The 25,513-nt window shown below is 41.4% G+C and carries 25 protein-coding genes; 9 read left to right on the forward strand and 16 right to left on the reverse strand.

Annotated elements, in window-relative coordinates:
- Nucleotides 1–26: 26 nt before the first annotated feature.
- The 4 genes from CLI64_RS14650 to CLI64_RS14665 form a co-directional block, all read right to left on the reverse strand.
- Nucleotides 27–1,481: an NAD(P)/FAD-dependent oxidoreductase gene (locus CLI64_RS14650; RefSeq protein ID WP_103137904.1), complete on the reverse strand. Its 1,455-nt coding sequence runs from the start codon at nt 1,479–1,481 to the stop codon at nt 27–29.
- A gap of 211 nt (nt 1,482–1,692) precedes the next feature.
- Nucleotides 1,693–2,826: a threonine-phosphate decarboxylase CobD gene (gene cobD, locus CLI64_RS14655; protein ID WP_103137905.1), complete on the reverse strand. Its 1,134-nt coding sequence runs from the start codon at nt 2,824–2,826 to the stop codon at nt 1,693–1,695.
- Nucleotides 2,827–2,852: 26 nt separating this feature from the next.
- Nucleotides 2,853–3,137, reverse strand: a complete 285-nt coding sequence (locus CLI64_RS14660; RefSeq protein WP_103137906.1) for an HU family DNA-binding protein — start codon at nt 3,135–3,137, stop codon at nt 2,853–2,855.
- A 464-nt stretch (nt 3,138–3,601) separates the two neighbouring features.
- Nucleotides 3,602–4,123, reverse strand: coding sequence for a polyketide cyclase / dehydrase and lipid transport (locus tag CLI64_RS14665; protein WP_103140737.1), 522 nt, complete (start codon nt 4,121–4,123; stop codon nt 3,602–3,604).
- Nucleotides 4,124–4,568: 445 nt separating this feature from the next.
- Here CLI64_RS14665 and hemF point away from each other — a divergent pair, with 445 nt between their 5' ends.
- Together hemF and CLI64_RS14680 are read left to right on the forward strand one after the other, a co-directional pair.
- Nucleotides 4,569–5,612 carry an oxygen-dependent coproporphyrinogen oxidase gene (gene hemF, locus CLI64_RS14675; RefSeq protein WP_103137908.1) on the forward strand — a complete coding sequence of 348 codons (1,044 nt, stop codon included), beginning with the start codon at nt 4,569–4,571 and terminating at the stop codon, nt 5,610–5,612.
- A gap of 563 nt (nt 5,613–6,175) precedes the next feature.
- The gene (locus tag CLI64_RS14680) at nt 6,176–6,544 is read left to right on the forward strand and encodes an STAS domain-containing protein (RefSeq protein WP_103140738.1); all 369 of its coding nucleotides are present in this window, start codon (nt 6,176–6,178) and stop codon (nt 6,542–6,544) included.
- 108 nt (nt 6,545–6,652) lie between these two features.
- Here CLI64_RS14680 and CLI64_RS14685 read toward each other — a convergent pair whose 3' ends face one another.
- Together CLI64_RS14685 and CLI64_RS14690 are read right to left on the reverse strand one after the other, a co-directional pair.
- Complete coding sequence (locus CLI64_RS14685) at nt 6,653–7,246, reverse strand: chromophore lyase CpcT/CpeT (RefSeq protein ID WP_103137909.1); 594 nt, start codon at nt 7,244–7,246, stop codon at nt 6,653–6,655.
- 124 nt (nt 7,247–7,370) lie between these two features.
- Nucleotides 7,371–9,572, reverse strand: coding sequence for an HAD-IIB family hydrolase (locus tag CLI64_RS14690; RefSeq protein ID WP_103137910.1), 2,202 nt, complete (start codon nt 9,570–9,572; stop codon nt 7,371–7,373).
- A 477-nt stretch (nt 9,573–10,049) separates the two neighbouring features.
- On the opposite strand from CLI64_RS14690, the gene CLI64_RS14695 reads away from it, so the two are divergent.
- Genes CLI64_RS14695 through CLI64_RS14710 form a run of 4 tightly spaced genes read left to right on the forward strand, consistent with a single transcriptional unit; the run spans nt 10,050 to nt 13,496 of the window.
- Nucleotides 10,050–10,778, forward strand: coding sequence for a toll/interleukin-1 receptor domain-containing protein (locus tag CLI64_RS14695; protein ID WP_103137911.1), 729 nt, complete (start codon nt 10,050–10,052; stop codon nt 10,776–10,778).
- A gap of 39 nt (nt 10,779–10,817) precedes the next feature.
- Nucleotides 10,818–12,716, forward strand: a complete 1,899-nt coding sequence (locus CLI64_RS14700; protein WP_103137912.1) for a toll/interleukin-1 receptor domain-containing protein — start codon at nt 10,818–10,820, stop codon at nt 12,714–12,716.
- Nucleotides 12,717–12,756: 40 nt separating this feature from the next.
- On the forward strand, nt 12,757–13,173 hold the full coding sequence (locus CLI64_RS14705; protein WP_103137913.1) for a XisH family protein: 417 nt from the start codon (nt 12,757–12,759) through the stop codon (nt 13,171–13,173).
- On the forward strand, nt 13,161–13,496 hold the full coding sequence (locus CLI64_RS14710) for a XisI protein (protein WP_103137914.1): 336 nt from the start codon (nt 13,161–13,163) through the stop codon (nt 13,494–13,496). Before CLI64_RS14705 ends, CLI64_RS14710 begins: the two co-directional genes overlap by 13 nt.
- Before the next feature lie 192 nt (nt 13,497–13,688).
- On the opposite strand, the gene truB is transcribed toward CLI64_RS14710, so the two are convergent.
- A complete protein-coding gene (gene truB / locus CLI64_RS14715; protein WP_103137915.1) occupies nt 13,689–14,564 on the reverse strand; it encodes a tRNA pseudouridine(55) synthase TruB in 876 nt (291 codons plus the stop codon).
- Nucleotides 14,565–14,741: 177 nt separating this feature from the next.
- On the reverse strand, nt 14,742–15,122 hold the full coding sequence (locus CLI64_RS14720; RefSeq protein WP_103137916.1) for a hypothetical protein: 381 nt from the start codon (nt 15,120–15,122) through the stop codon (nt 14,742–14,744).
- 250 nt (nt 15,123–15,372) lie between these two features.
- On the opposite strand from CLI64_RS14720, the gene CLI64_RS14725 reads away from it, so the two are divergent.
- A complete protein-coding gene (locus tag CLI64_RS14725) occupies nt 15,373–16,434 on the forward strand; it encodes a DMT family transporter (protein ID WP_103140739.1) in 1,062 nt (353 codons plus the stop codon).
- A 153-nt stretch (nt 16,435–16,587) separates the two neighbouring features.
- Nucleotides 16,588–17,028, forward strand: coding sequence for an agenet domain-containing protein (locus CLI64_RS14730; RefSeq protein ID WP_225977350.1), 441 nt, complete (start codon nt 16,588–16,590; stop codon nt 17,026–17,028).
- A gap of 339 nt (nt 17,029–17,367) precedes the next feature.
- Here CLI64_RS14730 and CLI64_RS14735 read toward each other — a convergent pair whose 3' ends face one another.
- From CLI64_RS14735 to CLI64_RS14770, 8 genes are all read right to left on the reverse strand, one after another.
- The gene (locus CLI64_RS14735; RefSeq protein ID WP_103137917.1) at nt 17,368–18,282 is read right to left on the reverse strand and encodes a manganese catalase family protein; all 915 of its coding nucleotides are present in this window, start codon (nt 18,280–18,282) and stop codon (nt 17,368–17,370) included.
- Nucleotides 18,283–18,797: 515 nt separating this feature from the next.
- Nucleotides 18,798–19,139, reverse strand: coding sequence for a cupin domain-containing protein (locus CLI64_RS14740; protein ID WP_103137918.1), 342 nt, complete (start codon nt 19,137–19,139; stop codon nt 18,798–18,800).
- 12 nt (nt 19,140–19,151) lie between these two features.
- Nucleotides 19,152–20,321, reverse strand: a complete 1,170-nt coding sequence (locus CLI64_RS14745) for a zinc-dependent alcohol dehydrogenase (RefSeq protein WP_103137919.1) — start codon at nt 20,319–20,321, stop codon at nt 19,152–19,154.
- 168 nt (nt 20,322–20,489) lie between these two features.
- A complete protein-coding gene (locus CLI64_RS14750) occupies nt 20,490–20,885 on the reverse strand; it encodes a hypothetical protein (protein ID WP_103137920.1) in 396 nt (131 codons plus the stop codon).
- Between the two features lie 129 nt (nt 20,886–21,014).
- Nucleotides 21,015–22,184, reverse strand: coding sequence for a zinc-dependent alcohol dehydrogenase (locus CLI64_RS14755; protein ID WP_103137921.1), 1,170 nt, complete (start codon nt 22,182–22,184; stop codon nt 21,015–21,017).
- A gap of 63 nt (nt 22,185–22,247) precedes the next feature.
- On the reverse strand, nt 22,248–22,934 hold the full coding sequence (locus tag CLI64_RS14760) for an SRPBCC family protein (protein ID WP_103137922.1): 687 nt from the start codon (nt 22,932–22,934) through the stop codon (nt 22,248–22,250).
- A 68-nt stretch (nt 22,935–23,002) separates the two neighbouring features.
- A complete protein-coding gene (locus tag CLI64_RS14765; protein WP_103137923.1) occupies nt 23,003–24,100 on the reverse strand; it encodes a DJ-1/PfpI/YhbO family deglycase/protease in 1,098 nt (365 codons plus the stop codon).
- Between the two features lie 37 nt (nt 24,101–24,137).
- Nucleotides 24,138–24,539, reverse strand: coding sequence for a DUF2267 domain-containing protein (locus CLI64_RS14770; protein ID WP_103137924.1), 402 nt, complete (start codon nt 24,537–24,539; stop codon nt 24,138–24,140).
- Nucleotides 24,540–24,964: 425 nt separating this feature from the next.
- Between CLI64_RS14770 and CLI64_RS14775 the strand changes: the two genes are divergently transcribed.
- Nucleotides 24,965–25,372 (forward strand): DUF6335 family protein, encoded by a 408-nt coding sequence (locus CLI64_RS14775; protein WP_103137925.1) that lies wholly within the window; start codon nt 24,965–24,967, stop codon nt 25,370–25,372.
- Nucleotides 25,373–25,513: the final 141 nt, after the last annotated feature.

Raw genomic sequence — 25,513 nt, forward strand, 5'->3', positions numbered from 1 at the left:
TTATAAATTATTTGTGACTACACTACTCATAAATTCCAACTACGCCGAAAGTAAAAGAAACTTTCTAACCATTCCTGCCGAGCTAAATCATGATGTAATTGCTGATAATTCCATTCTCCAGCTATTTTTTCTAAAATTTCTGAAAAACTAGGATAAATAGGCGAGAAATTCTCTAATTGCTGCACACGGATTTTTTGACTCATCGCTAAAGCAATCAGGTTAATTAGTTCTCTAGCTTCCTTACCAAAAATAGTAGCACCTAAAATTTCTCCTTTACGTGAAACAATTAACTCACATACACCTGTCATCTGATTTTCTAATTGGGCTGCGGCTGTTGATTTATAATATTGTCGTAAAACTATAATTTCCTTATTTCCAAATCGGCGTTGTGCTTGTTTTGGTGTTAACCCTACTCTTGTCAACGTTGGCTCAGAAAATATTGCCCAAGGAATATGAGAGTAATTAACTTTAAATTTAGGTAAAAATAGAGCATTTTTAATCGCAATTTTCGCTTCATATTGAGCGATATTTGCAAAATCATACCCACCAATCACATCACCACAAGCATAAACTCGGCGGTTTGTAGTTTGCAGTTTTTCATTAATTAACAAACGCTGCTGAGACACTTTTACATTTGCTACTGGCAAATTTAAAGATTCGATATTAGGTTGCTGTGCAGTTGCAACTACAATTTCATCAACTTCAATGGCTTTATCTCCTACCTGAAGCCATTTTTTATCATCAATTTTCCTCACTTGACTAACTATTGCTTCTGTCAACACCCTTATACCGTCAGTTTCTAACTGCGCTAGTAGTAACTGAGAAATTTCTGGGTCAATATGAGGAATTAAATAAGGGTGATTAATAATCAAAATGACTCTGCAACCCAATTTAGCCAAAGTTTGAGCAATTTCAATACTTTGGGGAACACCACCGATAATTACCCAATCTTGAGGCGGTTTTGCTGCTTTAAAAGCTTGCCAAATATTAGCCAGAGTCAGATAGCCAGTAGCTTTTAATCCCTCAATCTCTGGAATAGCTGGACGAGAACCATTAGCTAGTAAATAAGTACGTCCTCGTAGTCGGCGTTGGTTGATAGCAAATGCTAAATCAGGCGTATTAGAAAATTGACCACTACCAAAAATCACATCAACTCCCTTTGCTGCGAGTACACTAGGAGAGGTTTGTGCTTGAATATTAGCTACAACACCCTGGGAATAGAGCATTGCTTCTTCCCAGTTGATAGCAGAGAGTAATTTTGCGTCTTTATCTGTATGTATGCTGGGAAGACCGAAATTGGCTAAATTATCTCCAGACTGGGCAAGGTGAGCAATTTGCCCCATAGCCTGACGATAAATTAACCCATAATCCACTTGAGATTCTACCAAGGCAACTTTAGCTTTGAATTGGGTAGCCAATAAAGCTGCATAGCGTCCAGCCAGACTACCACCAACAATTACAACATCGTAGTCATTAGTCATTAGTCATTAGTCATTAGTCATTAGTCATTAGTCATTAGTCATTGGCAGCATCGGCTAAACGACACGCTACTGCTAACAGCACTCATTACTCATTACTTATTACTCATTAGTCATTACTCATTACTCATTACTCATTACTCATTACTTATTACTCATTACTCATTACTCATTACTCATTACTCATTACTTATTACTTGTTACTTATTACTCATTACTCAGCACTCATCACTAACTCTAAAGCTGCTAACAGGCGTTGGTTATCAGCTTCAGAACGAATGGCTACGCGGAAGAAGCGATCGCCTAGTTCTTTAAAACTGAGACAATCGCGGATTAAAATCTGGTGATGCTGGAGTAATCGCTGCTGTAACTCTACACTCGATTTTTCTGTCTCCACCAGTAAAAAATTAGCTGCACTGGGTAGGGGTTTTAATCCAGGGATAGCAGCTAAACCTTGAAATAGTTTTTGGCGTGTGGGTGGTAGCCATTGCCAAGTTTGGGTTTGAAATTCTTGATCTTGAATAGATGCAATGGCGGCGGCGGCAGCCAAGGTATTCACAGGCCAAGGATCTCGCCATGACTGCCATTTTCGCAGACGGTCAGGGTGAGCGATCGCATATCCTAATCTCAGCCCAGGCAGACTGTAAAATTTTGTCAGCGATCGCAAAACTACCAAATTGGCATATTCCTGCACTAGCGCAATTAGGCTTTGTTCCTCATCAGGAGGGACAAAATCCATAAAAGCCTCATCCACTACTACCAAAGCAAACTCCTCTACGTAAGGTAATATCTCCTCCCGTAAGAACAGTTTGCCTGTTGGGTTGTGGGCGTTGTTCAGTAACAAAGCGCAGTCTTTAGTAGGGGTATGGGGGTGTAGGGGTGTAGGGGTGTAGGGGCATAAAGGAGGAATTGATTCTATCGTTTCCTTTAATGTCCCAGTCCCCAGTCCCCAGTCCCCAGTCCCCAAAGAAATGGGTAACTCCAGAACTTTAGCGTTCTCAGCCGCCAAGGTGCGGTAGTAGTCGCCAAAAGCTGGAGTAATTAATACAGTTGCGGTCAATTGAGATAATTCTCTACCTGCCAAAGTCAGTAATTCTGCTGAACCGTTACCCGGCAGAATCCACTCTGGCGGTAGTTGATGGAAGTTACCCAAGGCTAATCTCAGGTCACTGTAATCTGGGTCTGGATAGTGCCTGAGATTACCCATGTGCGATTGAATAGCAGCGATCGCACTTTTAGGTGGGCCAAGGGGGCTGATACTCGCGGAAAAATCCACAATCGCATCCCTTGGACAGCCTGCTAGTGCTGCTGCCCAAGCTAAATTTCCCCCATGAGCCGGTTGCCGCATCAAATCAAAATTCCTAACAGTAACGCCTATGATTTTGGGGGCGCAACTTTTTCTCTAAACAGCTTACCAGCAGAAAAAGCAGGAACTCTAGTTGCAGGAATTTCCATCTTTTCGTTAGTTTTGGGGTTACGACCTTCACGGGCTTTGCGTTCCCGTGATTCAAAAGAGCCAAAACCTACCAGCGTGACTTTATCGCCAGAGGAAACAGCCTCAATAATCGTTTCCAAAGCCGCAGTTAAGACAGCATCAGCTTGCTTTTTAGTTACACTAGCTTTTTCAGCTACAGCATCGACTAATTCACCCTTGTTCATTTGGAACTCCTTAAGTTTATGGTGAGATTTTTTCTAGATGCACTGTGTCGCATCTTTACCGAAATCCCTGTTTTACCGAACACAAAAATCGTCCTTGGGGAGTATTTCTACTCAAAATGCCTGTAAATCCCATCGGCTCGACTTTTCAATGAATCATTCTAAGGTGTTCAAGCCAGATGTGGATAGATGAAACCATTAATTTATATAGATTTCGGGATTTTTTTTATTTTTTAGGTGATTGTTACACTCAAAACCACCCTAAAAGTAGGAATAAATACTTAGTAAAACCACCAGTTGCGATTAATTCTAAATTTAAAAGTAAAGAAATACGAAGTTAACAGAATGGGGGTATGAGGGTGTAGGGGTGTAAGGGTATAGGAGAGAACTCCAACCAATGCCCCATGCCCAAAATTCTCTAATTTTGAATTTTGAATTTTGAATTGATTAGCCCCATACCCAATTAATTACCATTCCCCAATTTCGCGCAATGGCTTTTTCTGCCCTGGAACACCCCCAAAGGCAGCTTTCTCTACTGATTCCACTAAAGAACGTGCCACACGGTCTACATAGGGACGAGAAAAAGACCAAATCAAAGGCGATAACCAACCCCGGAGGGTGACTGAGTAAGATAAACAAGTACCACAGACAGTAGACTCTACTTGATAAGTCACCCGTTCTTCTACACCAGGAATAGCCATAACTCTAATACTCAGCAATTCTCTAGGGTTGACTCGTTCCACAAAAATCCGAATGGGAATTGGTGAAAAACGTGTGACGGCTTGATAAATTAATCCAGGTTTAGGAACTAATCCATAGGGTACATTTGTACTTTTAAGTAGTGGGTGCCAGGAAACATCCGTTAAGTCAACTACCTTTTGCCAGAGATCATCTACAGAAGCAGGACTAATTTCTCGATATGTCCGTACCAGAGAAACACAAAACCGACGGTGTTTGCGGTGGACGAATTTGGATAACCAAGTTTTCATTTGCCAATCCTCCTCGCTACACACTTGCTGGTAACTCTCTGGCATAGTCTGCTATTGTGAGTGACTGCCCTCAGCCCCGGCTCAACGCCGCACCTCAGCCATCAGCACGGGCTAAACGCCCCGCTTCCGCTAACAGCACCGGCTAAACGCCGCGCTACCGCTAACAGCACTCAATACTCAGCACTCAACACTCAGCCCTCAGATGAGTTTGACCTTGATACCAGAATGTTCCCATCAAGAAGTACAACAAAAATTTAATCAATATACAAGCCTATACGCATTTGAGGGAAAATAACTCTAATCACGCCCATTGATCATGTAAATGTTTAACAAGCAAAAAGGTGTTTGGGCAAGTTGATCCTCATTTTCGGCTCGTCCTTACCACAAATTTTTACAATTAGAATTTGTGGCAGTTTTGAAAAACGTCATTTAGTTCGGGAGTCTCATGGTAACTAATTCACAAACCCCAACTGTAGAAGCAAAATTATCCACATCTTTACCTGGGACTGATGCCAAGGCGCGTGTCAGTCATTTTATGAAAAGTTTACAAGATGAAATTTCACAAACATTAGCCAAGCTGGATGGTGTGGGTACATTTCATGAAGATAGTTGGGAACGTCCAGAGGGAGGTGGCGGGCGATCGCGTGTGCTGCGTGATGGTGCAATATTTGAACAAGCTGGTGTAAATTTTTCTGAAGTTTGGGGTTCCCATCTGCCTCCCTCTATTTTAAAGCAGCGTCCAGAAGCAGAAGGTCACGGCTTTTATGCCACCGGTACATCTTTGGTATTACATCCCCGTAACCCCTATGTGCCTACAGTTCACCTCAACTACCGTTATTTTGAAGCTGGCCCCGTATGGTGGTTTGGTGGCGGCGCGGACTTAACGCCTTATTATCCCTTTGCAGAAGATGCTGCCCATTTCCACAAGACTCTCAAGCAAGCTTGTGACCAACATCACCCAGAGTATTACCCAGTATTTAAACGTTGGTGTGATGAGTATTTCTACCTCAAGCATCGGGGTGAAACACGGGGTGTAGGCGGTTTATTTTTCGATTATCAAGATGGTCAAGGGGTTTTGTATCGTGGCCCCGACCCCAAAGGCGAAGCCGCCCAATATAGCGACCAAGTAGGAATCCCCGCACAACGGACTTGGGAAGATTTATTTAGCTTTGTACAGAGTTCTGGTGCTGCCTTTTTACCCGCTTATGTTCCCATAGTGGAACGTCGTCACGGAATAGAATACGGCGATCGCGAACGTAATTTTCAACTTTACCGTCGCGGTAGATACGTCGAATTTAACTTAGTTTACGACCGAGGCACCATCTTTGGTTTACAAACCAACGGACGAACAGAATCAATTTTGATGTCATTACCCCCCTTGGTGCGCTGGGAATATGGTTATCAACCAGAACCTAATACCCCCGAAGCCGAATTGTATAATACTTTTCTCAAGCCTCAAGATTGGATTAACTGGCAACCTAGTAAATAGCACTGACTTATTGCGTGGTGGTAAGCAGCCCTCACCACACAATTAACACTGTGGAATGGTGAATTACCCAGGGTAGTCATCAGTAACTTGCCAATGACAATGAAAATTTCAAAAGTCTTTCTCGCTGACTCAGTAATCTTATCTGGGTACTCAGCACAGATTTGGTGAGTTAAACTACTAAAGGTAAGCACCTATTTAAAAAAAAAGGTGACAAATTTAGCTGTGTCTTGTTAAATTCGAGTTTCAGCACTGAATAGTCCTGTAGTTGGTGGGTTAAATGAATTACTACTTTTTGCAGAGTGGTGTGATGGCTCATCAATTCCAGGACTAGTACAAAAAACAACTTTCACTAGTCAAGATTCATAGTCTAGAAAGCTGATCACGTAGGCTTTTCTAACTATTGAGATGAAGACTGTAAATGTGTTTTGCTGTACTATTACCAATTCTCTAAAAATCAGTTACGGATACAACCTGGAAAACCCAGATAGTACCCAACTTGTTTGACTCTGAATTGGTATCACTTAACCACAGTCAACTTTAAGATAAGTGCCACAGGGGGCTTAGTGATTCACATAGAACAAACCACCTACACAACTCAAGACGGTAATACAGTCATTGTCTTGACACCATCGGGTCGCTTAGATATCACCACAGCTTGGCAATTTCGCCTGAAATTACAAGAATGTATTTCTAAACTCAGCCGTCATGTAGTGGTGAATCTTGGTCAAGTAAACTTTATCGATAGTTCCGGCCTGACATCTTTGGTAGCTGGTATGCGCGACGCAGATAAAGTTAAAGGCAGTTTCCGCATATGCAACGTTCATCCAGAAGCCAAATTAGTATTTGAAGTCACCATGATGGATACGGTATTTGAAATTTTGGAAACTGAAGAGGAAGCTTTAGAAGGTGTACCTCGCAGTATTGCTAGTTAAAAGAGTGCTAAACCAAAAAAGTGCTGAGTCACAAGTGATGAGTTCTAAATGGTTCGTCTACCTCAACAATTAGCACGCTGCTCAACGTCCCGCTTCCGCTAACAGCACTCAATACTGCTCTCGTTTTGTGTAGCGATAAGGCCCCATAATCGCGCCCCAAGTGGCTTTGCCTGTTATTTGATCAGTGCCTTTATCGTAGCTATATAAAGCCATTTCCGTAATTTCAAATCCTAAAGAAACTTGGATAGTATTACCTTGATAAGTAAAGGTGCAGCGAGTATCTGTAGGCGGACTCGCAACAAATTTATATTGGTTAGCCGCTATCTCTTGTTGAGTTACCTTGAGAATACAACCTGGTAACAATTCTAATTGCTCTAGAGTCAGTGCCTTAAGTAAAGCAGGGTTTTGACCCCCGCCAGCTAAGGCACTGTAATTTTTAGGCATATAGTATTGTACCTGCAAACCAGTATCATATTTACTAGGCATTATCCGTATAATGCGTTGGCGATAAGGACTATCTAAATTCAATATATTGGCTTGTTCAGCGAATATCGTGATGCTGTCCTCTGTAAATAGCTGCACAGGTCGTTGCCACAAACGCAAATGGACATACCATATAGGTTCAGCCAACGCTTGTTCTCGATTATCAAATTCCCCAGAAAGGTATGTACCCAAGTTAACTAAATCAGTGGAAAAGCCCATATATTATGAGTGCTGAGTGCTGAGTGCTGAGTGTTGAGTAATGAGTAATGAGTAATGAGTAGTGAGTAGTGAGTGGTGAGTAGTAACTGATGACTAATGACTAATGACTAATGACTAATGACTATTAAACCAACACCATTTCGGGTTGGGTTTGGGACAGACTTCCGAAAAAGTCGTAGTAATCTAGTGCTTCTAATATTCCCCAGGCGTATTGTCCTTGGGCAAAGTAAATCTGAGCATAGCCACGTAACTTTTGCAGTTCTTCGCTGTAATTTCCTACCACAACTGCTAAGGTATTACCTGCTAACATAGTTTCGTCGTTTCCTGATGCACCGGCGACTAAAAAGCGTTTTACGGGTAAACCCCATTTTAAGGCAATATAGCGTAGGGCATCTCCTTTAGAAGCGCGAATAGGTAATAGGTCAAGATACATATCATGACTGTAAATACCTTTGACAGGGAGTTGTTGACGACGCAAATGGCGGATAATTTCTCGGTAACTGGGAGATACACTAGAATCCACGAAGTAGCTGATTTTAAATTTGCCTTGGGCATCTGCTGGTTGCAATTCCACGCCAGGAATATTTCTCATTGCTTCCCGAATCGCTTCTGGTTGCCAATTGTGACTAATATGTTTTTGCCAAGTAGTATCTGTGACGATTCTTGGCCCGTAGTAGATTTCGCTACCAGTGGAAGTAATGAGTAAATCAGGCATGGGAAATTCCCATTCTTCCAACATATTTAAGGTACTTTTGAGACTGCGCCCAGTAGCAATTCCGACTCCTGTTGTCTGTCCTTGTTCACGGATGCGTTCAATCAAAGTTTCTAAAGCTTCTTGATCGCCTAAGAGTGTATTATCTATTTCTGTGACTAAAAAGCGATCGGCTGTAGGTAGATGGTTAGTTTCTGGTATATTCCAACCAGGATGTTCCGTGGCAGGAAAAACAATTAAAGGACTGAGTAAAGACTGTATCTTTTGTTGGGGGAAGCGACGGACTTTTTCTAAATAATGCTCAACATGACTTTCCCATGAGAAATGTTTGCGGACATTAGTTAAACCATTACTAGACCATGTTTGCCATTGCTGATGGTCAGTTAAGGCTGTTCGCAGTGCATTTTGGATGTCTGGAATATTTAAGGGGTCTACTAATAGTCCATTGTCACAAGCGGCGATGATATCTCTAGGGCCGCCATCAGAGGTGGCGATAATGGGTACACCGCAAGCTGTGGCTTCAATCAGAGTTAGTCCAAAAGGTTCAGTGAGGGCGGGATTAATAAAAACGCCCTGTGTTTTGGCTGTCAAGCGATATAAATCAGGCACATCATCAGATGTATGATGTTTGGGATAGGCGACATTACCATATAGGTCATAGCGATCGATTAATTGCAATATTTCGGTCAAAACTTGGCGTGGCCCTGATTCCATCGTGGTGATGTCGTCACGATTTCCTAGCACAATGACTAAATTAGCTAGCTCACGCAATTGAGGATCTTCACCATAGGCTTTGATAAGACTACCGACATTTTTCCGAATAGCCGGACGGGAAATCGCCGTGATCATCGGCTTTTGCGGATCATGCAAAAATCGTTTTAACTGTTCGTAAATCGGGGGATTTTGCCAATTATCGGGGGCTGGGTAAAAACGTTCTAAAGCCACACCAGGAGGAATCACTTCCATCCTTTCTGGTTGATAGCGGTCATAAACGCTATATTGTTCCTCAACTTCTTGATTAGTGCTGGCGATGACTAAAGCTGCACCACCCAGGGTAATTTCTTCAGCTTCTATGCGGGTGCTGATGTGAAAGTTTTCTTCTATTAATTCTGGCTTAGTTCCATGTTCTAGTAATCGTTGCAGTTTCACCCTTCCTAGTGAATGACCTGTATGCACTAAGGGTGTACCTAACCAACCAGCCACTCGACTACCTACGTAGCCTGCATCAGCATAGTGCGTATGAATAACGTTTGGTATTTTGCCGACTTTGCGGATGTGTCTGAGTAATTCGTCTGCAAAGGTATCTAAATAAGGCCACAGAACTTCTTTGCGTAGGTAACGCCGGGGGCCACATCCTAGACGAATGATTTGGGCTTTGTCGGAGAGAATTTCTACTGGTTGAGCATAATCAGCACTCACTTTGGGGTCTTGTATCAAACGAGTTACTAAGTCAACTCTTTCTACTTCGGGATGTTTAGCTAATGTGGCGGCGAGTTCAACTACATATTTTGTTTGTCCACCGGTGTCAGCGTCTCGTCCTAACTCTAGATTATTACCTCTAATTAAGCCGTGAACACTGACTAGTATGATATACAACCCTGAGCTATTTGACATTTTGTCTTCCTCTCTAGTTGACTTTATTTAGTGCTATGTTTAGGCTTTTGTGATGGAATGAATAGTGAAATTTGATGATGAGATATCCATAAAAATGGCACTCATTTATACTTTGAACAAAGTCAGAAATACAGTCACAATTTGCATTCCCTAATAATTCGTCATTTGCAAATAGACATCATTGCTAGCTATTTATTATTTAGAACGATAACTTTCTCTTAATCTCCAAATTGTGAAAATATACTTCTGTATATAGTATCAGTAAGGTACGTGATGAGTGCATCTATTACAAGAAATACTCGTCTATATTAGAAACATCAGTCCCCGAATTCTTCAAAAATTTGTGTTCTTAAGCTTGCAGGTTGCAGATGAATAAATTTAACCGTAACATTTAATACTTAGATAAAAATGTTTGATTTTATCTAAAAAAATGTATATTGATATACAGTAATTTTCATTCCTTTTACTTCTAAATTTATGTCTAATCCAGTCAAGGTATTTTTTTCTTACTCTCACAAAGATGAAACTTTGCGGGATGAATTAGCAACTCATCTGAGTACAATGAAACGTCAGGGTGTGATTGAGGCTTGGCATGATAGAGCTATTATTGCTGGTAGCAATTGGGCTGATGCTATTGATGACAATCTCAACATTGCAGATATTGTTCTACTGTTGGTGAGTGCTAACTTTTTGGCTTCAGATTACTGTTATGACAAAGAAATGATGCGGGCGATGGAACGCCATGAACACAAAGAAGCCCGCGTGATTCCGATTATTCTCAAACCGGTAGATTGGAATGATACACCTTTTAGCAAGCTGCAAGCATTGCCGAAAAATGCCAAACCGGTGACGACTTGGGCAAATCAGGATGAGGCTTTTTTAGATATTGCAACAGGGATTCGTCGGGTGGCTGAAGAAATCGCTAAATCAAAAGCCTCTGGTAGTTCTGTTGTAAACACTACACCTGTAACTACTAGTCAAGGTGGAATAACCGATAGGCAACGTCGGAGATTAGAGCAAGAACGGGATTCATTACAGCAACAATATGATACTGTGAGTAACAAACTAGACAGACTACGCCAAGCATATTCTATAGAAACGGATGTGACGACAAAGTTTAAGTTGGAATCCCAAATCAAGGAAGCTCAAGCCGAACAAGATAAATTAGATGATCAGCTTGAAGAAATTGAGCAGAAACTTTTGTAGTTCACTTTGTAACTCAGCCCGCATCTTGCCCTATTCTCTATGAAATCTATTGAAGTTTTTATCTCTTATCACCAAAAAGATGAGGAATTTCGCCAACAGTTAGAGAAGCATTTAGCATCTTTACGTCGGCAAGAGGTGATTTCTAGTTGGCATGATCGCAAAATTATTCCAGGGCAAGATATTAGAGGAGCAATTGATCAACGCCTCAACCAAGCGGGTTTAATTCTACTGTTAATTAGTCCTGATTTCCTAGACTCTGACTATCACTGGACAGTGGAAGTGACACGAGCGTTACAGCAGAACGCAGCGAAGAAAGCCTGTGTGATTCCTGTGCTGCTACGTCATGTTGATTGGGATGTTCCTCGGCTCAAGGAACTATTACCATTACCGAAAAATCGTAAACCGATTAAAAGTTGGGCTGATAGGGATGAAGCGTTTGTAGAAGTTGTTAAGGGAATTCGGGAAGCTATCGCACCCTTAATGGCGCAATTAGTTGATAGCACGAATGAATCAACCCATCAAGCAACTACAAAAGCACAGGAAGACCTGCAATATCAAGTCACCACTTTAATAAACGAAGCAGATAGTTTGCGTGAGGGTAAGAAGTTAGAGGAAGCAATCTTGAAATACAAAGCAGCTATCAGTCTTGAGCCAAACTCTTTATATGCTCACAATAACCTGGGGATTGCGCTGTATGACCAAGGAAAACTAGAAGAGGCGATCGTATCCTACCGCCAAGCCTTAAATATTGATCCCAATTTTGCCTACGCTCACAATAACCTGGGGCTTGCACTCTATGCACAGAGAAAACTGGAAGAGGCGATCGCTTCCTACCGCCAAGCCTTATATATCGACCCCAATTTTGCAATCGCTCACTATAACCTGGGGATTGCACTGTCTGACCAAGGAAAACTAGAAGAGGCGATCGCTTCCTACCGCCAAGCCTTATATATCGACCCCAATTTTGCAATCGCTCACTATAACCTGGGGATTGCACTGTCTGACCAAGGAAAACTAGAAGAGGCGATTGCATCCTACAGCCAAGCCTTAGAAATAGACCCTAACTTTGCCTATGCTCACAATAACCTGGGGAATGCACTCAAAGCACAAGGAAAACTGGAAGAGGCGATCGCTTCCTACCGCCAAGCCTTATATATCGACCCCAATTTTGCAATCGCTCACAATAACCTGGGGATTGCACTGTCTGACCAAGGAAAACTAGAAGAGGCGATCGCTTCCTACCGCCAAGCCTTATGTATTGACCCCAATGATGCAATCGCTCACTATAACCTGGGGATTGGGCTGTCTGACCAAGGAAAACTAGAAGAGGCGATCACATCCTACCGCCAAGCCTTGAAATTTGATTCCAATGATGTCTACGCTCACTGTAACCTGGGGATTGCGCTGTCTGACCAAGGAAAAGTAGAAGAGGCGATCGCATCCTTCCGCCAATCCTTAAAAATTAACCCGAATGAAGCAATCTTCCACTCTGTCCTGGGGGTTGCGCTCAAAGCACAGGGAAAACTAGAAGAGGCGATCTCATCCTACCGCCAGTCCTTAAATCTTGACCCCAATTTTGCCATCACTCACCATTACCTGGGTCTTGCACTCTATGCACAGGGAAAAATAGAAGATGCGATCGCATCCTACCGCCAAGCCTTAAATATTGACCCCAATTATGCAAAAGCTCACAATAACCTGGGGCTTGCGCTCTATGCACAGAAAAAACTAGAAGAGGCGATCACATCCTACCGCCAAGCCTTAAATATTGACCCCCATTTTACAAAAGCTCACAATAACTTGGGAATTGCGTTGTACAACCAAGGAAAAATAGAAGAGGCAATTAAAGAAATAGAAGTAGCTGTTACTCTTGAACCTAATAACACCCTATTCCGTGACAACTTAAAGCTTTATCAAAATCAGAAACAGGGTTCTTGAGGGCGTTTATTTGGTAAGTAAAATAATTAGATAATCAACGATGTCAGCTAAAGACCTATTTCATGGGGCTGTCAAACAAGCACTACTGAAGGAAAAGTGGATAATTACAGCCGATCCACTCATAATAAAAATTGAAGGTGTAAAGTTTGAGATTGATTTAGCAGCAGAAAAAATTTTAGGAGCTGAGAAAGCAGGTAGAAAAATTGCAGTAGAAGTAAAAAGTTTTCTAAATAGTTCAGCGATTACTGACTTTCACGTAGCTTTGGGGCAATTTCTCAACTATCGGCTTGCCCTACAAATGAAAGAACCAGACCGGACGCTTTATCTAGCAGTACCTTTTGATACTTTTAAAACGTTCTTCCAAGAACTGTTTGTTAAAGAAGCGGTCAAGCTTTATCAAATAAAGCTTGTTGTCTATGAGCCAATTAAAGAAGAGGTTATCGAATGGAGAGAATAGAATACTACCGTCAAAGCATTCGTAACTTGCTAATTGAACAAGCATCTATAGAAAAGAGTAACCCAGATGTTGAGTGTCAGCTAATTTTTGATAGAGAACATGACCATTATCAATTACTTGATGTTGGTTGGGAAGGACTCAAGCGAGTATATAACTGTTTTATCCATTTGGACATTAAAGATGGCAAAATTTGGATTCAGCGCAATACGACTGAGCTAGATATTGCCCAAGCATTAGTAGAAATGGGGGTATCGAAGGAAGATATTGTTTTGGGATTACATCCGCCTTACAAGCGTCCGTATACAGGGTATGGTGTAGCGTAGGTGATTCAAGGGACTTCCAATTAAAAAATATACTATCACTTTGATGGCAGGGGGGCAGGGGGCAAGGAGCAGGGGGAAAGACAGATTTTTTGGAAAAAATAAATTGGATAGTTTATTTTCTAGAAGTCCCCAAAACGTCAACACTTGGTGTCATAAGGCTTAATTCGTTTTGTTGTGTGATGTTTCTAGATTTTAAGCAATAGGTTCAAATACCATTTGCGGAATTAATACACCCGCTTGTAATTCCCCAATTCCCAAAAAACGGGTTGCTTCATAGACTCGCACCTGACCGGTGATTTCTGGAGTTAGGGAAATGCGCTGTCCCTGACACCATTTTTGAGCAGAAATACTGGGTAAAGTTACAGATGGGAGATGTTGTAAGGCTGTATCTGGTGGGGTGGGTTGAAATGTCCCGTTTGAGAGTTGGGTTTCTAACTCATCTAAGGTGAGACTATTTGCTAAATTGAAACCACTGCTTTGAGTACGTACTAAAGCAGCGAGAGTTCCGCCTGTATTTAACACTGTACCTAAATCACGCGCGATCGCCCGAATATATGTGCCGCTACCACAGGCTATCTCTACATCTAATTCGGGAAAGTCTCCGACTCGCCAATCTAAAATTTCTATGCGATAAATTTCTACTGTCCTTGGGGGAACTTCTACGGCTGTACCTTGACGCGCTAAATCGTACAGGCGTTTTCCTTCGACTTGAATCGCACTGTAAATTGGTGGAATTTGCTCAATTTTACCGATAAATTTAGCTAATGCCGTTTTTATTTGTGCTAAATCTAATTCCGCGCAGGGTTGGGACGAGATGATTTCACCTTGTAAGTCATCAGTTGTAGTCTGCATCCCAAAGCGGATAGTGGCTTGATAAGCTTTATCACTGGGAAGATATTGTAATAATCTTGTAGCTTTACCAACTGCAATGGGTAGCACACCAGTAGCGGCTGGATCTAATGTACCTGCGTGTCCTACACGTTTGAGTTTGCATAATTTTCGCGCCTTGGCCACGCAATCATGAGAAGTCCAGCCAAATGGCTTGTTTAAGTTAATAAAACCTTGCACTGTGAAATTTATGAGTTTAGCGATCGCCCATAATTCTAATACTATCAGGAACTTTAGTGAATATAAGGTTTTGTACGAGTCGCGATGCGTGGAGAATGCGTCAATATGACGATATGAATAGATACCCAATTTTTTCATCAAATCGGGTATCTATTTAACAAATAATATATGAGGTAATTACTTAACTTCTTCGGGTGCAAAAGCTTTGATTTTGCCCTTTTTGACGGCAACTACTACATCATATGTAGCACAGTACGAGATGGTGACATTATTAGCCTTGTTATAAAGATTTACTACCATACCTGCGCCACCCGGTTGAACTCCCAGTGGTTCTAAGTCGCCAAAGAAGAAACGACGCAACTGATCACCACTACCAAACTGACCTTTGTGTTTGGCTAGAAAATCAATTTTTTGTTGTGCAGTCAAGCCTGTAGCATCTTTCATTTCTTCTGCTGATGCTTGTACCCAATTAGGATTAACGGCTTGTAATGGAACGTCAAAGACCGTTAACATCCCAGCTAAAGCAACAGTTGTGAGTAAAGATGGTGCAAATTTCATTGGTAACTCCGTTTTTGGTTTATCCCAGCGATTACAGCATCTCAACAACTACTGAAGTTCACCTGAAGCCTAAATGGAAATTACCTGAATTTACTTGTGCAAGTGATTCAGTGAATACTCAGCATTTTCTCAGAAAAATCAGGTTTTAAGTACAAAATCAGGAATGGGGGTTAAGAAGTAACAAGATAGGGTTTTCAAAATCAAATATGATTCCTATATTGAATGATTGTCTCGTGGGGGTGGTGTAATTGTGGCCAAGTTAAGAAGAAAGAATCGTTTCATACACCAAATTCCTGGTCAAGTTTATTTATGGTTAGCAGTGTTAATTTTTGGCGCATCCAGTGCCATAACGCGCAAGCTAACCGAAATTGGTGCAGAAAACTTCTTAGGTGGCCGCAACCCAATTTCGTTATGTAATGTTTTGTTTGTGGGTAATCTCTGCGCTTTATTCTTGATGATTTTTATTTATGGGCGACAGTGGAATCAAACAGCTTTGCAGAAAATTACTCGAAAAGATTGGTTATATTTAATAGTTGTAGCGATTTTAGCAGGAGCTTTAGCCCCTGGGTTAATTTTTCAATCTCTGGCTTTAACCAATGTTAATAATGTCATTTTGATAGGACGTATTGAAGTTCCCTTAACATTATTTTTATCGATAGTGGTTTTGAAAGAACGGGTAAATAGAGGAGAAATTATCGGAGCGATCGCAGCTTTTATTGGTGTATTAATTACCATTGTTCTTCAGCCTCAGAATGAGCAAATAATGATGAATATGGCGGGACTAAATATTGGTTTAGGTGAATTATTAGCAGCTACAGGAGCAATATTTTTATCATTGGCAACAGTGATTAGTAAACAACATCTAGTTGATATTCCCTTGGGGATTTACAGTATTTTTCGCACAGCTTTAGGCACAGTCGTATTCTTTATGATTGCGCTTGTGCTTTATGGTCGTGACCATTTTATGGATGTGCTATCACCATTTTTATGGAAATGGATGTTGATTTATGGAGGTTTAATTGTTGTCGTCGGTCAATCATTTTGGATTAAAGGTTTAAGAGTCGCTAGCGTATCTACAGCTTCTTTAGCTAGTTCTTTTACTCCCGTGGCAGGTATTTTAGCAGCTTATTTAATTCTCGGTGAAGCTCCGACTCCTGCTCAATATTTTGGCGGTGGTTTGATATTAATTGGTATCTTAATTAGTCAACTTAGCTTGCGTCGGCAAAATTCTACTCATTTAATGGTTAATCAGGAAGTTTCTACAGCCAAAGAACAGGAAATAGAAAACAAGGCTGGGTTTAAGGGAGTTTAACTAAATTCAGTTTTCTGGCTCATTACAATTAATTCATATTAACTAAGTAAGATTTCTGTCAAGAACTTATTTTTCAGACAAAGATACTCAGTAATATCATAATCGACGGCGGTGTAAATTCCTAGTTCTTGCTGAGGCGATCGCTAATTCAGCATGGTGAAAATAGTGAAAGCTAGTAGTAAATTTCACCGCCCCATAGAAAACATGAAAAATAAATTACTGTTTGCCGGCGTTTTCATGGCAGCTTGGCTAGGAACACTTATCCCTAGTGCTTTGGCTGCTCCACCCTGTTCTGTAGGACAAAAAGCAGAAGTGCTTTGGAAAGGAAAATGGTATGCAGCTACAGTATTAGGAGTGAAAAATAACAGGTGTTATATTACCTACGATGGTTATGATAGTTCCTGGAATGAATGGGTTGGATCTGCCCGCTTTCGCGCATTATTTAAAGCTGGTGATTCAGCCAGAATTCTCTGGAGAGGAAAATGGTATGACGGGAAAATTTTAGCGGTGCGTAATAATCGTTATAAAGTTACCTATACTGGTTACGACAGTTCTTGGGATGAGTGGGTTGAACCAGCAAGGGTCAGCAGATAAGAAAATATCTATACAACACAAAAAACCCCACATTGGGGTAAGTCAAAAAGCATGGGTTTATAGTACAATCTAGCTTGTATAGTTAATTCGTCCACGATCACGGCAATCACTGTGGTCGTTTTTCTATTTTACGTCGTGCGAGTCAATTATGGGGTGAGGGGTCATAGCTCTCACTTGGGGGCAATGAGGTAGAGGGCAGGGTGCAGGGGGGCAGGGGGCAGGGGAAGAAAAACTGATGAGTGATAAGTAATGAGTGCTGTTAGCGGAAGCGGGGCGTTTAGCCGATGCTGAGTGATGACTAATGACTAATGACTAATGACTATTGACTATTGACTATTTCTAGCCAATATGTTGAACTACGGGTGGTTTTCTAGAACCATCTCCTTGTTGTTCTGGTCTAGTTTGGGGTGTAGCATGAAGTTGTGGTTCTGGTTGTGGTGGCTGTGGTTGTGGCCCTAATGGTTGGGGGTTGGTAACATACTCAAATTCGCCTCTGCCATCCATTGAACGACCTTTTGCCCAACGCCCTTCTGAGCTTTCATTGCCTTCGGAGTGATTCCAAAACTGATAGGCAAATTCACGTTTTTCTAATTCCAAGGGGAAAGAACTAGGAACTGGTGTGCTTTCTAGTCCAGATTGTTCTAAGTCTTCAATGGCCGCTAACCAGAGATTTTGGTGCATGGTATCACGGGCAATCATAAAACTCAGGGTATCTCTCACCCCTGGGTCATTCGTCATTTCATACAATCTTACTGCTTGTAAGCGTCCTTGACTTTCGGCGTGGAGATTAGAACGAAAGTCAGCTAAGAGATTACCACTAGCAACAATAAAACGACCATTCCAAGGATAGCCCACACTGTCAGATGGAGTTGCACCTAAACCAGAAACTATGGCGTGTTGGGGATTCATGGCTGCATTCATGATCACATCTCGCGGGTTTGTTCCACCCATCACCGCACCTACTACTGCATCTTTTGCTCCCTCTTCTTGGATGTTTACAGGTGCTTTGTCTAAAAGATGGGCGATAGTTGTAGCTAACATTTCAATGTGACCGATTTCTTCAGTCCCCACATCTAGCAACATATCTCGATATTTGGCAGGGCCACGACAGTTCCAACCTTGAAATAGGTACTGCATCATGACGGTCATTTCGCCAAAAGTGCCGCCGATGAGTTCTTGAATTTTCATCGCGTAGACTGGATCTGGCTTTTCTGGGGGTTTGAAATATTGCAGTTTTTTAGAATGATAAAACATTTTGCTTCTTAGTTAAGTGACAGAATACAAGCTCACAAATCTTTGATTTTTATGGCTTATTGCTTCTAGGAAACTAAGTAAATCTTTTATCTACATCAGTCAGGAGTGATATAAAAAATAGGAGATATTTACAGCCAAATTAACTCTTTGGATGCACGTAATCATCTGCATCAGGCATTAAAGCAGTTAGCATATTTTGGCTAGAACGTAAATTATCGCTTGGGTGCGATCGCATCTTACTATTTTGGATTTTAGATTTTAGATTTTGGATTATGGAATACTTTGCTGGTAAGCTTTTGGGCAATCCATTTGTCGCCCTTATTTTTCAAATTGGTATTACTTTCTTCAGATTGATTTTGACAGGTTGCTTATGTTCAGACACCCGACTTTTTAAAAAAGTCGGGTGTCTTTATAGATGTATGATAATTTGTGTGTCAGACTAATAGCTTTAATCGGCTGAAAATACTTAGAGGCATGGTTTCTGGCTGTCTTTTCGCTTTAATTACGAATGGGTTTTAATCTTCATCACGTCCATGAACTTGGGCAGGGGGGCTAGTAGCTTCGACGGCTGTAAATGCCTCTAGAATATTGTAGTGATGAGTTGCACCTTTAGGAACTACCCAAGAACTACCAGGTTCCAGTAAAATCATTTGTCCTTCAATGTGCAGTTCTGCACGACCATTAATTACATAGCCAACGGTTTCATATTCACGTTGACTTGGTTGTTTATCTTCTCCTGGTTGTTCATGTTCCCAAAGCCGCATGGAAACAGTTTTACCGGAGGCTAGATATTTTTGACCAAGTTTCCCTTTGGGAGAATGGGAAGAGTCTATTTTTTTGACACTAGTGTCAGTCATAAGTTGATCACCTTAAGGTTTGAGTACAACTTTGATGCAGTTATCTTGTTTGTGTTTAAAAATTTCGTAGCCGTGGGGTGCTTCTGTTAAAGGTAGTTTGTGGGTGATGACAAAGGAAGGATCTATTTCACCGTTTTGAATACGTTCTAGTAATGGTTTTAAGTATCTATGAACGTGGGTTTGTCCCATTTTGAAGGTTAAACCTTTGTTCATGGCTGCACCCATTGGTATTTTGTCGAGGAAACCGCCGTATACACCTGCTAATGAGACATGACCACCTTTACCACAAGAAACAATGACTTGTCTTAAGGCTGTTGGCCTATCTGTTTCTAGCCGCACAGCTTGTTTAACTTGGTCGTAAAAAGCCATCATATCTGTACCGTGGGCTTCCATTCCCACTGCGTCAATGCAAGCATCGGGGCCACGTCCGCCGGTCATTTCTTTGAGTGCTTCGCCGATATTGACTTCCTCGTAGTTGAGAACCTCCGCCTTACCGTATTCTTTCGCCATCTGTAGACGTTCGGGGATACGGTCAAAAGCAATTACTCTTTCTGCACCCAGCATATATGCACTTTTGATGGCAAATTGTCCGACTGGGCCACAACCCCAAACAGCAACAATATCACCGGGTTTGATGTGACAGTTTTCCGCCGCCATGTAACCTGTTGGAAAAATATCTGTTAAAAATAATACTTGTTCATCTGTGAGATTATCAGGAATTTTGAGTAAACCCACGTCAGCAAACGGTACACGGGCGTATTCCGCTTGACCGCCAGCGTAACCGCCGAATAAATGGGAGTAGCCAAATAAACCGGCTGGCGAATGTCCCATTTGCAGTTCTACCATCCAGGCGTTAGGGTTGGAATTATCACACAAAGACCATAATTGCCGTTGACAAAAGAAACAAGAACCGCAAGAAATAGTAAAAGGAACAACAACGCGATCGCCTACTTGCACATTTTTGACTGCGCTTCCTATTTCAACGACTTCCCCCATAAATTCATGACCGAGAATGTCACCCTGTTGCATTGTAGGGATATAGCCATCATATATATGTAAATCTGAGCCACAAATGGCTGTAGACGTAATTTTAATAATGGCATCACGGGGGTTAATAATTTTCGGGTCAGGTACATTTTCTACTCTGACATCGTTTGTACCATGCCAGCAAACTGCTTTCATAGTTATTAGTCCTTAGTTATTAGTCATTAGTCATTAGTCATTAGTTATTAGTCAACAGTCATTCAATAATTGGTTTTATTAACTATGCTTCTGCTTTCTTAGAACCTTGGAACGTGAAATTGAATTAAGAGACGCGATAAAATGCGTCTCTATAGAATCTATTTAGAACTATCTTCTAATTTCTCTTTGAGATTCTGGTTGTTGATAATAACCACGGTCACGATTGGTAATAGGCTCAACTGCTTCCTTGGCTTTTCTTTTTACATCAGCTTGAAATTCTTTTGTGGCTCTAGGTGTTTCTTCGTTTAAATTTAATTTCTCGCGCACGTTCTCAACAGTATCTTTGAGCTTTTCTTGGGCATTTCTCACTTGATTATCGCCAATTCCTTGACTATCTGGTGTGCCTTTGTAATAGATACCCTCTGGAGTTTTTACATCAGCCTGAGCAATCATGGCACTGCTATATGTAAAAGACTGACCTATAAAGAAAGTGGCTCCAATTAAACAAACAATTACAACTTGACGTAGGAGGAAGTTTTGTAACCAAGAAATTACTCGATTCATAAAGAACCTCAATTACAGTGCATCTCTATTTTTGATGTAGAAGATGTAACTAAACATCTTTTTAAAGTGTGATTTATTAATATGTAATTGGGTGTAATTACATGATTTTTCACCTACTACTGTCTAATTTCAAGGTTTGAGTACAACTTTGACGCAGTTGTCTAGTTTTTGTTGAAAAATTTCATAAGCACGGGGTGCTTGTTCTAGAGGTAATTGATGGGTAACTACAAAAGATGGATCAAGTTTGCCATCTAATACTAGTTGTAGTAACAAGTGCATATATTTTTGTCCGTGCATTTGTCCCATTCTGAAGGTAAGACCTTTATTAAAAGCAGCACCAAAAGGTATCTTATCTACAAATCCACCATAGACACCCATGATGGAGAGAGTCCCACCTTTACGACAAGCCACCATCATTTCTCTTAATACATGGGGACGGTCTGTTTCTAATTTTAGTTTTTGCTTGGTTTGGTCATAGAAATCTTCTATTCCCACACCATGCGCTTCTAAACCAACCGCATCAATGCAAGCATCAGGGCCACGTCCGCCAGTCATTTCTTTTAATGCTTCCCCTGCATTGACTTCTTCGTAATTAATAATTTCGGCTTTGGCGTATTTTTTTGCCATTTCTAAGCGTTCAGGAAAGCGGTCAATAGCAATGACTTTTTCTGCACCCATCATATAGGCACTAATCATGGCAAATTGTCCGACTGCACCACAACCCCAAACTGCGACAGTATCTCCTGGTTGAATGTCGCAAAATTCTGCTCCCATGTAACCGGTAGGGATAGCATCGGAGATGAATAATAACATTTCATCTGATAAATCTGGCGGGACTTTCACCACACCCACATCAGCGAAAGGTACGCGCACATATTCAGCTTGCGCGCCTGCATAACCCCCTAACATATGAGAGTAGCCGTAAATAGCTGAGGTGATGTTGCCGAAGAGTTTTTCTTCTATCCAAGCTTTGGGGTTAGAGTTGTCGCACAATGACCACATATCATGCTGACAATAATGGCATCTACCACAGCCAATTGTAGAAGGAACAACGACGCGATCGCCTATTTTTAAATTCTCAATTCCTTGACCAACTTCTACAACTTCCCCCATAAATTCGTGACCGATAATGTCACCTTGCTGTACTGTGGGAATATAGCCACCATAAATATGCAAATCTGACCCACAAATCGCCGTAGAAGTAACTTTAATAATCGCATCACGGGGATTGAGTATTGTCGGGTCTGGGACTGACTCTACCCTAACTTCATTTGCACTATACCAACAAACAGCTTTCATAGTTATTAGTCCATAGTCATTAGTCAATAGTCATTAGTTCTTCTCCCCTGCACCCCTGCACCCTCATTTCCTCCCCGATGGCTGTCCCTCTGTGGTGGCGATTTCGCCTGCTTCCATGAGCATTTTGAAACGACGCAGTTCGTCGCCTATTTGTTGTTCTGGTTCTTCACCAAAGAGTTTGGCGAAAATTGCTGTTAATGTTCCACCTGGGGGATTGTATTCTAAAACTACTTTGACTTCTGTACCTCGATTTCCTGGTGCTGGTTGAAAACGCACAAAACCGGAGTTTTCTACATCTGCGCCTTCTACGGAAGCCCAGGAAATAAACTCATTCTCTCGGTCTTCTAAGATGTCTGCATCCCATTCTATGCTGTTACCAAGAGGTGCATTAGCTATCCAGTGAGACCTCTTCTCATTGTAAACTTTGACAGATTTGAGATGCTTCATGAAGGTGGGTAAATTCTCAAAGTTGTGCCAATAACGGTATAGTTCCTCTGTTGGCTTGTTAATTGTCACCGTCTTTTCAACTTTGATGGGTTTGTTCAAACCGATGGCTTCTTGGGCTTGTTGAATGGTGCTGCGTTTGGTCGCACCTTGGTAAATCAAGCCGCCTCCAGCTAAAGCTGTCAATACTCCCCGCAAAGAGGCTTGTCGTAAACCCATTAAAACTAACGCACCGCCACCAATAAGCGAAGCCCAACGTTCTAAATCACTAGCTTCAGCTTGTTTATCCCCTGATGTTAAAGTCACGTTACTCTACTCCAGATTTCAAAAATTTAGGGAGTAGATCATGAGTTTTATCTCTACTCCCAATTCTTTTAAATTGAAACAGCTGCGCCTGTTGTCGGTTGAGGAGGCTTAATTACCGCAGCTATGCGTGTGCGATATAGGTTAACTAATCGTTGTTCATACTGCACTAAATCTTGGTAAATTCCTTTAAAAATAGCGGTTGCTACTGGGTCTGTGTACATTGCACACAAGTTACCAATATCACCAATACCTGTTTGTAAATCACCCAAGGCGCAGCGTATCTGGTAGATATCATCGCTACCTGTCAAGGTTGATTTGACTTTGGCATATTGATTGGCAATATTTGCACTTAAAGATGGTTTTTCGCCAAGTCTTTGCAGATATGTTTCTATTCTTTCGATGTGGCGTTGTTTATTCACAATCATGTCTTGAAACAACGCTTTAGCTTGTGTATCTGATTCTTTTTCTGCGTAACTTTGTAGTGCTTCTAGTGAATAACGTTCTCCAGCCAAAGCTGTATTTAAGCCACGCACGATTTCAGTTTTAGTCGAACCACCCCAAGCGTCGGCCAGCTTCCACCAGTCTGCACCGGTGTTTTTGACATCTGGTAATGCAGCTTCTTTACCGCCGTAACCCAAACGGTTCAAAATTGCGGTGGTAAAAATGGGTAAATCTCCGGGTTCACGGGATGTAATTAAGTTACCGTCAACTACTAATGCTTCATCTTCGTAATTTGCACCAGCGTTAATCATATCCTGGCGAATTGCAATAAAACCCGTAGCGCGCTTACCTTGGAGTAAATCAGCTTCAATTAACATCTGTGGCCCGTGACAAACCGCAGCCACTAGCTTTCCTTGCTGCATTGCTTCTTGCACAAAGCGGACTGTATTGGGGTTGCGGCGCATTCTATCGGGGGCCATCCCACCGGGAATAACTACAGCATCAAATTCTGATGCGATCGCCTCTGTAGTGGTAGCATCAGCTTGCACAGATAGTTTACCGCGTTTGCCCTTATATTTTTCATTCATCCGCGCACCCAGGACAACTACCTCAAACCCAGCTTGTTTTAGTCCATTGCAAGGAATGATAAATTCTACGTCTTCTACTGCTTGTTCAATGAGAATCGCTACTTTTTTCTTAACAGAATGATTGTTGTGGTCGGTCATGTTTTTTCCTGACTAATAATTTTTAATCTTGAATTGTCTAAGCGGGAACTTCACTAGTTGGAGGTGTCCCAAACATTTCCTCATAGTCGTGAGAAAAATGTCGATGTAATTTAGCAAATTCCTGTGGTGTTACAGCATTTTGCAACACTGCAAAAACTGCACGTACATGAATTGCAGTTGTTGTTGGTTCTAGATTTTCTTTTTGACTAACACGCACAATAAAATCTTGTAAATTAAAGCTTTGGTCTGGCTCCCCTTCCCGACCTTGCAAACACTGACTTAATTGTTGTGGTAATTGAGCAGATAAATCTTGAGCTTCATCTCCAGAAATGCGTTCTTTTATCGTTTCTAGAGTCGCACAGGTAGCACGTTCTGCCTCTTCACGGGAGTTAGATTGAGCCAAGCTTTGTACATGAGTAATAAACTCGTTATAGTCCATTGCTTCCTCCGTTATCCAGAGATTTTAGGCATTGTTTAGGAAAGTATTTTATCTTTCAGCATTTATATTGATATTTAAAAACTTTTTCAGTTCAGAGTAGCTAACGGAAAATCAGCAACAATTGACAGTAAATTTAGTAGATGAGGTACAAAATTTGCTTCTTCCCGTTACCTTAAGAAAAATAGTTATGAGCAGGAATTTTTCATCTAGGTTTAACGTGGGTTGAGAACTCCTCACTCATAACTACCAGATTCAACTACAAGTGGCTTGACCTTAGATTTCATACTTTTCAGATTAGACTGTAATGTCTAGATGTACTTCGCTCTTAGGAAATAGATTAATTTATTTCTGAAGTTGTACATCTTATGTAGTACAACTAAACAGCTAAAAATAGTTATGGTAATGATATTGTAAGGGCTAGTTTTATGACAGAAAATAATCAAAATCACGAAGTTAAATCTGATGATTTACCACAAGTAGTCACCGAGTCCTATGGTACAGGTGTGAAGGATATCCCTGGCTACAATATTGGCGGCAGAATTCTGCAAGAAAGAAGACGAGAATATACACAAACCAGTCCCGAATTAACTGGTGGTGATGTGGATGCTTATTGGCAAGATGCTGACTCTGTAGGCGAAGAAGCTGTTGGCGGAACTGCACCCACTCCTGACCAGAATGTGACGGAAGACATAGAAGCGGCTGTGGGTTTAGCAATGGATGATAACGAACTACTGCACACTCAAGACATTTTAGAACGCCGTGACGATGCACGCTGGGAATTAGATCCTACCTCTGCCGAAGATTATCAAGAACGGCAATCAGATGATACCTAATACCAATGTTAGTTTGTAGTAAGGACTTTAGTCCTTTTCGTTCGCGGAGCGTCTCGTGGAGAGAACTTTAGTTCTTACTACAAACCTTTAATTTGAGAAGTTCGCGCCTTTGCTACGGTAGAGCAAAAGCACGAAAATATC

It is taken from the genome of Nostoc sp. CENA543, assembly GCF_002896875.1.
Lineage (GTDB): Bacteria > Cyanobacteriota > Cyanobacteriia > Cyanobacteriales > Nostocaceae > Trichormus.